The organism is Nocardia sp. NPDC058666, assembly GCF_042714895.1.
Classification (GTDB): Bacteria; Actinomycetota; Actinomycetes; order Mycobacteriales; family Mycobacteriaceae; genus Nocardia.
This window is the reverse complement of sequence record NZ_JBHXRY010000011.1, coordinates 1-12,635: the sequence shown is the minus strand read 5'-3', so window position 1 is coordinate 12,635 and position 12,635 is coordinate 1. Positions and strand designations below refer to the sequence as shown.

Genomic DNA, 12,635 nt, shown 5'->3' with positions numbered 1-12,635 from the left:
GATGACAGCCAACCCACCCCTATCCGGTGCTTCCGCACCGATCACGCCCGAGGACATGGTCCGCGACCACACCGCTGAACTGTTGAACCTCACCTCCACAGCCGAATTCGACAGGCTCGCTATCGAATACGGGTTCGCCACCGGCCACCTGAAAGATCGTTTCGTAATTGCACTGCTCGCCGTCGGCATCGACTACGAAGGCTTGGCACGCATCGAGAACGCCCGCACCGCCGACGATGGCCACCTTGCTCGGCAAGCAGCAACCGGCCCGAAAATGATGGTGTGGTCTGCCGCGACAATGCAGGCCTTCACTGTCTGCGCCGCGAACGGTCGGCTGATCTGGCACGAACCTTTCGCTGATATCGACGAGGTTGTGGATGGCGTTGCGGCCGCGACAGTCTCGGCGGAGAAGGCGATCGAGCTCGCTGGTCACGCCGTCCGTGAATGGGGTGGCGATGCCGGGGTGTTGCGATTGAACCTGGCCCGCAGCCGGGGTGTGGATCTTGCCCGCTTGCATGGCTTCGCCAGCTCGCGTGGCCTAGTGCTCGGTGTGGCGACTGTCGCGGTGCACAACCCGGCTGCCGAACAATGCACTCACCCCGATCCAGTGGTGTGGTACACCACTGACCTGCACGAACTTTGGCAGCGACCGGAAACTTCGTCATGAAGCGTGTCGTTGTCGCCACCGTGTTTGCTGCGCTGGTCGCCGCCACAGCGGGATGCAGCACGGATCCCGAGCGTGTGATCGAACCGGGCTGCGGTGCAGATCCGTTTCCGCCGCCGTATGCCGAGGTTTCGCCGTGTTCGGCACCCGAAGTCCTGCACGCTGCGGTGACGACGCTGTATCAGCTGGATCCGATCGCGGGATTGGATGCCCGGTCGATGTTCGAAGCAGCCGAGCCTCTGATGCGAGCAGCGTTCGCTGCCGATGCTCGTGTCGCAGTATCGATGTGGGCACCGATCACTACCGTGCAGTGGCAGGACTGGGTCGCCCGCAGGGTCCCGCTGCGCACCGATGTTCGCGTCACCGACGATGACCATCCGCCCGACACCGCGACCTCGTCGAGCCGGGTGCTGTCGGTCCGCCTCACCCCGGCAGACCACACGCCGATCGTTTTCGCGGTGTACGCGCGATCGACCCGCCTGTCGGCTGAACGTGCGTGGCTGCTCGCCGATGTCCAGGTCCTGCTGTGAATGGGGATCCGGTCGAGGAAAGCGGCCAAGCGGTCCGGCAAGGGTTCGTGCAGGCGTTGCAGACCGCGCATACCACCAGTGCACTGTTGCGTAGTCGAGGTGGCGAATCGCGGTCCAGCGCCGAGTCCGAACAGCGTTTGGCGCTGGCCGCGGCGAAGGACCGACGCTCCGACATCGAACACCGGCTCCGCGTTGCCCAGAGCATTGTCGCCGCTGGTGGGCAACAGCAACTGACTGCCGCACGGATGCAGGAGATCGGTTCCCGTGTCGAGCGTGCCGGTGAGATTCGCGAGATCGAGGTTCGGCACAAAGAAGGCCAGATCATCCGGGCCGATACTGATTTGGCGCGGCGTGAGTCAGCCGCCGAGCTCGAACGAACACACAGCACTGACACCCACAAACACCGGATCGACGGCTACACCAATCGCGAGACACGCGCGGCCGAGCTCCACGCCCTCGACCTCGAGTACAAGCAGCTCCTGATCGACATCCGCCGTCGCGCGGCCGGATTCACTGAAACCCTGCATCACGACGATGAGGACACCGGCCGTGGCATGGCCGCGGCAGCGCAATTCGCCGCCGCGGACGCGTCTCGAGGTCTGTCGCCGGACCTGCAGGCCGAGGCCGACGCCTACCGCGAACGGTTCACCGCCGACACGGGCATGAACCCCGAAGATGTTTTCGACGCCGGAGAGTCGGCCACTGTAACGGACAGCTGGTCGAACGGGCTCGACGACGTCGCCGGCCTCGCTGAAGGGCTGACCGCGGCCGCGCACCTGCGCTATGAGTTCGGTTTCGGCATAGACGATCTCGATCACCCAACCGATCTCGACGATGCCGTCATCGACGCCGAGGTCGTCGACACTGGTGAGCTGATCGAGACCGCCGTCTCGGCGACCGCGGTGCATGACATCGACACCGCCGCAACTGATCCTGGCCTCGCTGATGGCGGCACCGTTCCGGCGGGGTTCGCGCCGAGTCGGGAGAACGGGATCGATCCAGGTGCGGACTGGGGTCGCTGAGATGTTCGCCCCATCCCGGCGCGGGCGCAACTGCTCGGGGCTGTGTAGATCGTCGCCTTCGACTCGAAATCACTTTCTATTGAACAGAATTGGAGTATCTCGATGAACTCACCTCTGTCTGGAGCTGAGGAGTTGTCGTCGTGGCAATTGCGTCTGCTCGAACGAATTCAGAACATCAGTGTCGAGCACACGCGCGTGGTGATTGCAGGGCATCCCCGGTGGTCGGCAACCACCGGGACCGGTGACATGGCTGTCCAGACCTGGCGAACCCATCTGCGTGCGTTGGAAGGCGACCGTGCCGAGATCGCGTTGCACGCAGCGGCGGTGGGTGTCCCGCAACGGTGGATCGACCATGCCCGCGAATTCGGTGCGCGCGGGGTTCGGTGGGGCGAGGATCAGGCCTCGGACCAGGTCCTGATGTTACGAACCCCTGAGGAGACCACCCGCGCTCAGTGGATCGAAGGTATCGCCGCGGATGTGTGGCAGCTCGAGCACATGGCCTTGGTTCGTGCCGAACATCTCCATCGTGTCCAGGAATCGCGACTGCCCGACGAGGAGCCTGCCCTGAGCCAGCTCGAGACCAACATGGCTGCCCTGTGGACCCGAGCGATCACGACCGCCGCTTCGGTGCACCTCACCGACCTAGAACGTGCGCAACTGTGGGAACGTGATTCCGCCGGGTGGCAGCAGCTGGCCGTGCTGACCGCCGCGTCCTACACCGACGCGCAACTTCACGAGCGATGGCGAGTTTTCGCCTGGCCGGGCATCGAACGCCAAGCGAACCAGGTCGCCGAAAACCTTGTCCTGGAACCGGGTCTGGCGGTCGGACCGCCCGACCCGATCGCCATGGTCCAGCGCGCGGAAACCGCGCTCGACATGGTCAACATCGACCAACGCGTTCAGCCGCGTCATGAGCACACGATGGCCGCCGCGGTCGACGCGGCGTTACCTGATGATCCCGAAACAGTCTGGGAGCTCGAACGAAGCGGGCCGGGGCCGGCGCCTGCGTATCGGGGTCGTGATCTCGGCATGGGGCTATGAGCGATGACCAGCAGTGAACCACCGCAGAGCGTGGTGCAGTGGCAAGGCTCCCAGCTGCGGCGCATCCAACATTTGGCCGCTGAATACCGTCGCCTGGAACAGGCAGGCCCGCAGGTTTTCGAGGACGGGATATCCGGTGACCGCAACACCGTGTGGCGGCAACGGTTGGACCAGCTCGAGATCCAACGAGAGCAGGCCGAGGACGCGGCGCTGCTGTCGGGAGTCGACCCGGGCTGGGTCGCGGATGCCCGCGAACTGGGCCGTCGTGCCAGCCGCGGGCCGGAACTGGCCGTCGTGCGTCAACATCCAGGCAACGCCACCGGTGTGCAGGAGTTCTATGTGGACATGCTCGAGGTCGATCTGTGGCATCTGGAGCGGATGGCCAGTCTCGAGGCCGCGCGCCGCGACCGCATCGACTCCGGGCGATGGAGTTTCGGTGCTGACCCGATCTCCTCGCGCCACTTCGGGCAGAACATGGCTGCCCGCCACCACCGTGCCAGTGTGCTCGCCGCCGCCGCACAATTGAGTCCTTCGGAAGGTGAAAACCTGTGGGGTAGCGCGGTAGAGGGCATCCGTCGGGTGCACGCGGTCGCGATCGAAGCAGCCGACGAGCTGTCGGTGGTGGCCGAGTGGAACGCCTACGCACGCTCAGATCCTGGGCTGCGGGTGCCGCCGTACGTGCCCTCCGATCCCTTCAGCGGTGCACCGACGGACGCGGCGATCGTGGTGCCTCGCTCACCGCAGCAGATGATCGCTGACGCGACGTCGGCGTTGCGGGCGCAGTTCGCGGACTCGATGTACTCCCACACCGAGCCTGATCTGGCCGCAGAGAGCACCGCGATCACCCGGGTCGTCGACGCGGCGCTGCCCTCCGGCAACGACCTGGCGTGGGAGCCAGAAACTGACCCGGTGACCATGCGCATCACCGGGTTCGAAGTCGACCGCACACCTGATCTGTAAAACCCGCGAAAAACCGTGTCTTATCGGCGCTTTCGGCTAGGGGGACTGGACCGAAGCGACCGAACCCGCCACCGCTGGGATCTCGACACACCCCTCACCCTGGGTGTGATGGCTTCGCTCTGCGAGGACCCCCGATGCCCATCCCTGTCCTTCTCCCCATCCCCGCACCGCGCACCCACATCTCGTCGACCAGCCAGTCGCGATGAGCTGGGTAACCCGGGGAACCAGCTGCACCAACCCCGACTACTACCGCGACGCCGCCGACCACACCGAAGCCCGGCTACGCGCCGATTTCGCAATGTACTACCAGCTGCGACAGGTCGCCCCGCAAGCCGAAACACCGTCGCGCACTGTCGAACTCACAGCCAACGCTTACGACATCGCGCGCCGATGGGAACACGGCGCTTCCAACGAACACCGCCAACTGTGGCAACAACTCGACGCTGCGGTGCAGTCCTGGAACAGCAATCCAGAATCAGCACGGGTCAGCTTCGGTCGCCTCCAACGATCGATCACCGCAGGTGAGGCGAACCTCGACTCGAATCACGTGCGCACCCTGTACCAAGCCGCGGAACTGACCGGCCACACCGAACCGGTCACCACCGACTCGACCCAAGACGGTGCCCGCTGGCGACCACGGCACCTGAGCGTGGTCCCCGACCTCGGTCCGACAAGCCCGCGATCAGGCAGCGCCGCTGATCGCGCGCTGGGCGGCCGATCGGCTGAACTGCTGCCCACCGACAAGATAGACGCGCTCATCGCCGCCACCGACGAGCTCCTCGACGCCCAAGAGCGGGCTGGGGACCTCGACACCGGAGCCGATGAACTCACCGCACTGATCCCCGCCAGCCAGCGGACCGCACCGATCACCCACGACTACTCCACCGATTTCGCCCACCACAAAGCCCAGATCGCCGCATTGCGCCGCTTCCAAGACCTGACCGCCGAACACCTGCGGCTGGCAGGGGAATTCGACGGGACCACCGAGGGCGGGCAGTCGCTGATCGCCCGCATGGAAACACTGATCGACGCCGCCCGCCACGCCCGCGACCACGCCGTCGCCCTCGGCATTCCCGGCGAGGAGATCACCGCCGCCTACCACGCCGGACTCGAGGGCACCTGGTGGTCACAACAACCAGGTGCCCCTCGACTCGGCCAACTGGATCAGGTCATCACCGCCCGCGATACGGCGCTCGCCGAGATCCAGGCAATGCGAACCGTGCTCGGCGCAGACCAAGCCCCTGTCAGCGGGCTCGCTGTGGCCGCGGGCGCTGAAACGACCTACAGCCCGGCCGATCCGGCCGGCGCGGTGATCTCCGGCGCCGTGGACGCTGCCCTACCCGAACTCGACCTCGACGCGCAGTGGGCCACGCCCGCGATCACCGGCGTCATCGACGCCCCACGCCACCAACCCGCCGTCGACCCTCAGTTCTGAAAGGGCACGTGAATCATGTTCTCCACCAGGCAAACTCGCCGCCGCACGAAGTCCGGCATGGGAGAGGAGGCCGGCCTGCTCGTCATCCTGCTGATCTGTCTCGCCGTGGTTGTCCTGTTATGGGCCGCGTTGAAACTGGGCAGCTGGTGTGCCGGACAACCGACATCGTGGAACCCGTTTCTCGCACTGCTTTCGGTGCTCGCCGGTGATCAACGGTGGCCATGGCAGTCCACCCCGATCGCCTTCGCGCTCTCTGCCGTCGCAGCCGCGTTGGCGGGGTGGGGTTTTCGACGGTGGGGCAGTCGTCGCGAGATCGACGCGGCCGCACGAACCATGCAGCGGCCCAACAGGATCCGCATTGCCCGCGCCGCAGATAACATCGCCGACAACGTTCGGTTGCTCAGAGACGCACCCGCGCGCGTGCGGACCAATCCTGGACCGTTGCTGGGGCGCACCGTAATCGGTGACATTGCCCTGCACGTGCCCGCCGAACTCGGCGTCACCGCCACCGCCGGTCAACGAACCGGCAAAACAGTCGCCTGGGCTATCCCCGCAGTGTTGTCTGCCTGGGGCCCATGCCTGGCGACCAGCAACAAACCAGATCTGTACCGGCACACCGTGTACGGCCGTGAACAGGCCGGACGGATCTGGCTCTCGGACCTGCAAGCGGTGACCGGGACCGTGCAGTGCGGGTTCTGGGTCAACTACTTCACCCAGGTCACCGGCTTGCCCGCCGCCCGCAAGCTCGCCGGGTTCTTCATCTCCGGCGCCGCGGGGTCGGCCAGCGATATTGCGAACGCCAAAACCGACTCCTACTTCGACGGTGGTGCGCAGGAATTGCTCTCGCTCTACATCTTCGCCGCCGCAAGCACTGGCGGGGACCTACACCATGTCGCGGAATGGTTAGGCCGCGACCAAGACCCCACCCCAGCACTGATTCTGCGCCACCACGGCCACGGCCGCCCCGCGGCCCGCATTGTCGAATGCCAAGGCCTCTACAGCCGCCAACGCGACGGACTCTTCGATATGGCCCGACGATTTCTCAACGTGCTCTCCGACGCCGGCTACGCCCAGATGATCACGCCGCCCACCCGAAAAGTGCTGCGCGCCCGAGAAGTTGGTGCCAGTGACGTCGCGGGACGAAACGGAGTGGTCGTCGAGGTAACCGAGCTTGGTCCGACCCACGATCTGCCCGAGTTCGAACCCGCACGGTTCGTGACCTCCAACGACACCCTCTATGCCCTGTCGATGGCCGGGCCTGACAGTGCCACAGCCCTGACCGCGGCTTTGGTCGGGCAGGTCCTCGAAGCCGCGCTGACCGCGGCCAGAGCGCGCCCCGACGGACGTCTGAAGATTCCCTTGCTGGGTGTGCTGGACGAGGCCGCCAACTGTGCCAGGATCTCGGAACTGCCCTCCTACTACACCTACGCCGCAGGCTGCGGAATCATCTTGATGACCATCCTCCAGGTCCTCGAACAAGGCGAAACCCTGTGGGGCGTAGCTGGTTTGAAAACGATGCGCGCCCAATCGATCGAGGTGTACGGCGGATCCATCGCCGCGACCGACTACCTCGAGCACTGGTCAGCGATGACCGGCCTGCACGACGTCGCCGACCGGTCCCGCAGCTACGGACCAGGCGGAATCCAACGAACCCTGTCCTGGCGTCCCGAACCGATCCTCGACGTCGCCACCCTCGCCGCGCTACCCAAAGACCGCGCCATCGTCCGTTTACCCGGGCACGGACCAGTCGTGGTCCGCAAAATCCCCTGGACCGACACCGCATACGCCTCACTGGTCTACGCGTCGATGGCCCGGTTCGGGAACGGGCCGATATCCCTGGATAAACGCGCCGATCCGAAACCTGGTGTGGGGGAGTGGCAGTCGTGAGCACCGCGAGCGCGGCTCCTGCGGCAAAGGTGCTGAAACCGCCGCAGTTCCGCCATTTCACCGAATTCGCCGAATCCTGGATGCTGCCAACGGTCAGCGTTCGACTAGCGGAAGCGAACCGGGAAAACACCTTCACCTGGTGCACCCAGTGGTGGGCCCACCGCGCCGTCGCTGTGCGTATTGCGCACCTACACAGCGCTTTCGAGGCGATGCGCCGAGCCAAAACCGGATCCAGCCTCAACACCTTCCTGCTCACCCACCTCGACCCACACGTCAACCTCATCCTCGACGCAGCCAACGGCCCGCTGCACCGCTGCACCCGCACCCACCACCAGGCCACACCCTCACTCTCGTTCGACCCGGTCCCGCCAGCCTGGTTCGGCAACAAACCACCCGCCCAAGACAATCCGCCCAAGAAGTTCGCCCACTACACCGAGTTCGTCGAACAATGGCTGCTGCCGGCCACATCGGTGAAGATCGCCGCGAACCACCGGGAAGGCCAGTCCACGTGGTGTCGACAGTGGTGGCGCCACCAAGCCGTCGCCGTCCGATTCGCCGCGCTACATGCCTGCTTCGAAGCAGCGGTCAAAGCAGACGACAAAATGGCGATGAGCGCCCTGTTCGTGCGCCACATCGACCCGCAACTGCGCTACATCCTCGACGCAGCCAACGGCCCACTACATCGGTGCATACCCGACCAACACACCGACACAACAGGTCTGGCCTGGGCGAGAGTCCCAGTCAACTGGTTCGGGCCGCCGGGCACCACGATCCCGACCGAGCACCTCGGCTTCGGCCCTGACTTCCGCAGCCTCGCCCCGGAAGTCGGGTCATGAGCGCCGCCACCGCGAGCCAGGCGAAAGTGCTCAAGGCTCTGCAGAACGGGGCGGCGGCCGTGCAGGTGATGCTCGAGCGTGAACGTACCTCGGGGTTGGAACGATCGGTCCGGCAACTGCGCCAGTTCCAGGATCGTGGACTGGCCCACGCAGAACTCGCCACCGCGGCCCACGCCGGGGGAGTCCCGGCAGAATGGATTGCACAGGCCCACGAACGTGGCACCCGCGGGATCCGGTGGCGGGCGGGGATGTTCCTGCGCACTGCAGCACCGGTTGACCGCGAACAGCTACTGACCGCGCTCGACACCGATGTGGCTCGACTCGCGTCGTGGACAGTACTCCACGCGGCCCGTGGCGGCAGCGGCGGCGAGGTCGGCACCACGACGACGGTCGCGCGCAACCTGCGGGCACTGTGGACTCGGACATGCGTGGTCGCGGCACTTCTGGACGTGACCGCCGGTGAATCCCAAACCCGGTGGGCCAAGTCGGTAGAGGCTGCTGCAGACGCTATCACTCGGCAGGGATTGTTCGGTGAACAGATCACAGAACAATGGCGCGCGATTGTCCATGTCGATATGACCCGCTACCGGATCCAGGCGACCGCGCTGGGCGAAGCCGGGATCGACACCGACCCCTCCATCGGGCCGCCCCGGCCTGACACCGCGATTGCGGCGATGCGTGCTGAGGGTGTTGGCCCCATCGACCACATTTCCCATCACGATGTGCCCACATCAGGCGCCCAGATCGCTGAAGCTGTCGAGGTTGCAATGCGGCAGACCGGGGACCTTGACCAAGACCCGCTCATGCAACCGCCGACGTTCAGCGATCCTCCAATACGTTATCCCGGGGCCGAGCTGTGACCAGCCCGAACAAAACCGCCGCAGCACGTTACCGGTCTCTCCTAGCTACTCGTGCAGCAGTCCGAACTCCGCGCTCTCCCCTGGTCGAAGACCAAGGTCGAGCGTGTCCATCGCCCGGTTCAGGGACCCTTTGGCGTTGGCGACAGCGTTCGCGTTGATGCCGTCGCGGCGCGGAATACATTTGCCGCGCGCCGAAAGCGACGGGACCATGAAATGTGGTTCGTGCGATGCTTGTCCCGGTGGGAGGGAAGGCACGGAGCTACCGCAGGGAATCAGCCCCGCGCATAAGAGGGTCCGGCGAATCGGAGAGCCCCGCGCGCACTCCGATGATCTCAGCTGATCCCGCGATCTCGCTGTTAGTCACCCGTACGCCGTCACCAGTCGAAGCAACATCGGAGATTTTCAACGCCCCCGCCGCCAACCCGTTGACGTCGACGCCGATCACGAGGTGTGGATCGTGCTCGCGGATCGCCTTCAGTACGGCGACCGCTGCCTGACCAAGCTCGGCATCGCCTGCGAGCCAGCGACTTCCAGGTCTTCTGCCAACGATGTTTGCTTTGACTCTGACTCCGGCCTCCGCTCTAGTGCAGAGACGTCCACATTGGTGTACTTGCGTGAGATCACGTTCTTCAACCAGGCGTAGGCATCCTTGACTGCCTGTCCTGCCGTATCACTCACCCCTTCCACCGAACCTGCTGCGATCGCCGAAACTACCAGTGCCGTCACAGGATCCATTCCACAATCTTGCCAGTAAGACAAGCTGACCGCACCTGAATCTCGACCCTTTCGGACCGTTGGTGGCCGACTGCAGGGCCCCTGGTCGGTCGCCGAGCACACGGGACGGGCCGCCTGGAGATCTGGATGTCCTGAACTCGACACTCCTCCAGCACTATTCGGCGAGCCGTACCAGATGGCCCGATTGCGGCTACGGGGTCGGTACCCACTACTGACGTGCCGGGGATAGCCCTTGGGCGCAAGGGGAATTCGTGCGTCGAGGCAAGCGACCTTCCTCCTCTGGAAGAGTGGCCTACTATGTGGGAGGGCAGAGTACGCGGGCGGGATCACGAACGGGGGAATTAGTGTGGAACCATTGCTCGCGGTTGTCGTCACGGCCATATCGGTGGGGGCCAAGGCTGGATTAACCGCCTCGGCGCAAGGTGCCGTCGCTGACGCGTACACGAACCTGAAGCAGTTGATAGATCGCCGATACAACGTCGACCTCGATCCAGTCGAAGGGAACCCGGGCGCAATCGAGGTTCGAGATCGCCTGGCCGAAGACCTGTCTGCCGCGGGCGCAGGTGGTGACCGCCAGTTGCTGGAGGTGGCCAGGGCTCTCATCGATGCAACCGATGAACACGGATTGGGCGGAGCCGTCGAGGAATTGCTGGCCTCTGCTGATTCGCAGGAGGCGCGGGAATTCGTGGCCGTGCGAATCAAACGAGTATATGCCGAGTCGTTGCGGATCTGTGGCGTGGACTCTGCAGGTGCGGGAGTCCGGGTATCGGAGGCGTCGTTTGTAGGAGCCATCGATATCTCGGATGTGAAAGTCGGTAGGTCGCCGGTCCCTTTCGTGGTGCGGCCGTAGCCGCCGACCCAGCCGCGCCGCCGATGGCATCGCCAGAATTTCGTGCCGACCTCCACTCCGTATCTGGAGGCCGGGACGTCACGATCCGTCAAGACGTGACGATCCACCAGTACCCTGCAGGTCCTGGCATGTCAGCAACGCTCCCGCATCCGGAGGAACTCGTCGAGTTTTTTCCGGCTGGCGATTTTCCAATCGTAGGCAAACTGGACCCTTATGTGCTCGGTGCCACTTCGACAGCATACGGCCGCGTCGGCCAATGCGGGCAGAGCGATCCTTACCTGCCCCGTACCGGTGATCAGGTTGACTCCAGACTGGAATCGGCGCTGGCACTGGGCCAGTTGGTTCTCCTCGTTGGCCCATCGAAGGCGGGCAAGACTCGCACGATGTTCGAGGTCGTTCGCCGTGGACTGTCCGACGCGCGCGTGGTGGTTCCGCTTCCTGGCGCAATAGTGCAGTTGGCGAAGCATCCACGAATCAGTGATTCCTCCGATCCGCTCGTTATATGGCTTGATGACCTGCAGCGTTTCGTGACGCATGACGCCCCTCTGACTCCGAAACTATTGCGACGACTTCTGTCCAGGAAAGGCAGAACCGTGGTGGTTTCGACACTGCGCACCACCGAACGAGACCGCTTGCGCGCTGATGCCGGTGAGCTAAACCGGGAAACCCGACTGCTGCTGGAGCAGTCGTGTGAGATATCTCTTGATCACAGCAGTGCCGATGAAACCGAGCGCTCAAATGCGGCCGCCTTGTACCCGGAAGAGCGGCTCGCCGTGCACGGCATCGGCGAGGTCCTCGCCGGCGCCCGTGAACTGCTGCAGCGCTACGACGACGCGCGAGATTCCGACGGTGTCGTTCAACATGCCGTGATCCGGACGGTGATCGACTGGGCGCGTGTGGGTCGGCCAGAGCCGATTCCGGAATCCCTACTAGCGGAGCTTGTCCCGCGGACGCTGCTCGAGATTCGGCCCGACCTGGACGTCACCGACAATGACGTAGTTGCCGCAATCATGGCCGCGCGGAAGCCACCTGCTGGGGTTGGCCGTATCGCACCGATTCTGCGTAGCGCGACCGGCGACGCTCGTGGCTACCGGCCATTCGATTACTTGCTTGCTGCGGATGATGGCCAGTCAAGGAAGCCTCGCTCGATCTCGGACTTCATGTGGCAGGTCGCGGTCCAGAGTGAAGATTCCGGCACGGTGCTTGCCGTGGGGATCACGGCGTATCAACGCGGAAACACCTCTGCTTCGGCACAAGCTATCCGACGCGCCGCGGATCTGGGGCTTCCGCTCGCGATCAACAACCTCGGTGCGATATCGGAACAGGCCGGAGAAGTCGGCGAGGCCGAGCAGTATTACCGCGACGCCGCTGCCACGGGCTTGCATTTAGCGATGAACAATCTCGCCTCGCTGCTCCTTCGACGAGGCGACACAGATGAAGCCATGCGTTGGTATCGGAGCGCGGCCGATTGTGGCGACCCACTCGCCGCAACAACGCTCGGCGGTCTAGCGGAAACTCGCGGCGACCTCATTGAAGCCGCAGAGTGGTATCAACGCGCAGCTGATGGTGACTACCCGCCCGCTATCAATGCCATTGGCTCCCTACTCGACGTCACTGGAGACGGGCACCAAGCGGAGGAGTATTTTCGCCAGGCGGCAAGCGCCGGAAATCTGGCGGCGATATGCAATCTTGCACTCATGCACGAACGTCGCAAGGAACCAGTGCCGCGTCAAGCAACGTTGGGTAGGTAATCCGGGCGCCGGATCTTCGAGCCGACCGCGAAGTCCCGGATAGGTCCGGCATGCTGGTTACGCC

General features: G+C 64.6%; 13 protein-coding genes. 11 read left to right on the top strand and 2 right to left on the bottom strand.

Features of this window, described 5'->3' with window-relative positions; translation table 11 throughout:
- The first annotated feature begins 1 nt into the window (after position 1).
- The 9 genes from ACFWVD_RS21715 (at position 2) to ACFWVD_RS21675 (ending at position 9,235) form a co-directional block, all read left to right on the top strand.
- Positions 2-667 carry a hypothetical protein gene (locus ACFWVD_RS21715; RefSeq protein WP_379245501.1) on the top strand — a complete coding sequence of 222 codons (666 nt, stop codon included), beginning with the start codon at positions 2-4 and terminating at the stop codon, positions 665-667.
- A complete protein-coding gene (locus ACFWVD_RS21710) occupies positions 664-1,194 on the top strand; it encodes a hypothetical protein (protein ID WP_379245499.1) in 531 nt (176 codons plus the stop codon). Before ACFWVD_RS21715 ends, ACFWVD_RS21710 begins: the two co-directional genes overlap by 4 nt.
- Positions 1,195-1,331: 137 nt before the next feature.
- On the top strand, positions 1,332-2,216 hold the full coding sequence (locus tag ACFWVD_RS21705) for a hypothetical protein (protein ID WP_379245497.1): 885 nt from the start codon (positions 1,332-1,334) through the stop codon (positions 2,214-2,216).
- Between the two features lie 102 nt (positions 2,217-2,318).
- Positions 2,319-3,257, top strand: coding sequence for a hypothetical protein (locus ACFWVD_RS21700; RefSeq protein ID WP_379245495.1), 939 nt, complete (start codon positions 2,319-2,321; stop codon positions 3,255-3,257).
- Positions 3,258-3,260: 3 nt separating this feature from the next.
- Complete coding sequence (locus ACFWVD_RS21695) at positions 3,261-4,217, top strand: hypothetical protein (RefSeq protein WP_379245493.1); 957 nt, start codon at positions 3,261-3,263, stop codon at positions 4,215-4,217.
- Positions 4,218-4,419: 202 nt separating this feature from the next.
- The gene (locus ACFWVD_RS21690) at positions 4,420-5,652 is read left to right on the top strand and encodes a hypothetical protein (protein ID WP_379245491.1); all 1,233 of its coding nucleotides are present in this window, start codon (positions 4,420-4,422) and stop codon (positions 5,650-5,652) included.
- A gap of 57 nt (positions 5,653-5,709) precedes the next feature.
- Positions 5,710-7,539, top strand: a complete 1,830-nt coding sequence (locus tag ACFWVD_RS21685) for a type IV secretory system conjugative DNA transfer family protein (protein WP_379245489.1) — start codon at positions 5,710-5,712, stop codon at positions 7,537-7,539.
- Positions 7,536-8,375 (top strand): DUF4913 domain-containing protein, encoded by an 840-nt coding sequence (locus tag ACFWVD_RS21680; RefSeq protein WP_379245487.1) that lies wholly within the window; start codon positions 7,536-7,538, stop codon positions 8,373-8,375. Before ACFWVD_RS21685 ends, ACFWVD_RS21680 begins: the two co-directional genes overlap by 4 nt.
- A 248-nt stretch (positions 8,376-8,623) precedes the next feature.
- On the top strand, positions 8,624-9,235 hold the full coding sequence (locus tag ACFWVD_RS21675) for a hypothetical protein (protein WP_379245485.1): 612 nt from the start codon (positions 8,624-8,626) through the stop codon (positions 9,233-9,235).
- 45 nt (positions 9,236-9,280) lie between these two features.
- On the opposite strand, the gene ACFWVD_RS21670 is transcribed toward ACFWVD_RS21675, so the two are convergent.
- Together ACFWVD_RS21670 and ACFWVD_RS21665 are read right to left on the bottom strand one after the other, a co-directional pair.
- Positions 9,281-9,445: a hypothetical protein gene (locus ACFWVD_RS21670; protein WP_379245483.1), complete on the bottom strand. Its 165-nt coding sequence runs from the start codon at positions 9,443-9,445 to the stop codon at positions 9,281-9,283.
- A 264-nt stretch (positions 9,446-9,709) separates the two neighbouring features.
- Complete coding sequence (locus ACFWVD_RS21665; protein WP_379245481.1) at positions 9,710-9,970, bottom strand: hypothetical protein; 261 nt, start codon at positions 9,968-9,970, stop codon at positions 9,710-9,712.
- Between the two features lie 346 nt (positions 9,971-10,316).
- On the opposite strand from ACFWVD_RS21665, the gene ACFWVD_RS21660 reads away from it, so the two are divergent.
- On the top strand, positions 10,317-10,820 hold the full coding sequence (locus ACFWVD_RS21660) for a hypothetical protein (RefSeq protein WP_379245479.1): 504 nt from the start codon (positions 10,317-10,319) through the stop codon (positions 10,818-10,820).
- A gap of 128 nt (positions 10,821-10,948) precedes the next feature.
- Positions 10,949-12,571, top strand: a complete 1,623-nt coding sequence (locus ACFWVD_RS21655) for a tetratricopeptide repeat protein (protein ID WP_379245477.1) — start codon at positions 10,949-10,951, stop codon at positions 12,569-12,571.
- The last annotated feature ends 64 nt before the right edge of the window (positions 12,572-12,635 follow it).

What these genes read in the sequence shown, in the direction of transcription:
- ACFWVD_RS21715 (WP_379245501.1), top strand. Translation starts at nt 2, where the DNA reads ATGACAGCCAACCCACCCCTATCCGGTGCTTCCGCACCGATCACGCCC.
- ACFWVD_RS21710 (WP_379245499.1), top strand. Translation starts at nt 664, where the DNA reads ATGAAGCGTGTCGTTGTCGCCACCGTGTTTGCTGCGCTGGTCGCCGCC.
- ACFWVD_RS21700 (WP_379245495.1), top strand. Translation starts at nt 2,319, where the DNA reads ATGAACTCACCTCTGTCTGGAGCTGAGGAGTTGTCGTCGTGGCAATTG.
- ACFWVD_RS21695 (WP_379245493.1), top strand. Translation starts at nt 3,261, where the DNA reads ATGACCAGCAGTGAACCACCGCAGAGCGTGGTGCAGTGGCAAGGCTCC.
- ACFWVD_RS21690 (WP_379245491.1), top strand. Translation starts at nt 4,420, where the DNA reads ATGAGCTGGGTAACCCGGGGAACCAGCTGCACCAACCCCGACTACTAC.
- ACFWVD_RS21685 (WP_379245489.1), top strand. Translation starts at nt 5,710, where the DNA reads ATGGGAGAGGAGGCCGGCCTGCTCGTCATCCTGCTGATCTGTCTCGCC.
- ACFWVD_RS21675 (WP_379245485.1), top strand. Translation starts at nt 8,624, where the DNA reads ATGTTCCTGCGCACTGCAGCACCGGTTGACCGCGAACAGCTACTGACC.
- ACFWVD_RS21670 (WP_379245483.1), bottom strand. Translation starts at nt 9,445, where the DNA reads ATGGTCCCGTCGCTTTCGGCGCGCGGCAAATGTATTCCGCGCCGCGAC.
- ACFWVD_RS21665 (WP_379245481.1), bottom strand. Translation starts at nt 9,970, where the DNA reads ATGGATCCTGTGACGGCACTGGTAGTTTCGGCGATCGCAGCAGGTTCG.
- ACFWVD_RS21655 (WP_379245477.1), top strand. Translation starts at nt 10,949, where the DNA reads ATGTCAGCAACGCTCCCGCATCCGGAGGAACTCGTCGAGTTTTTTCCG.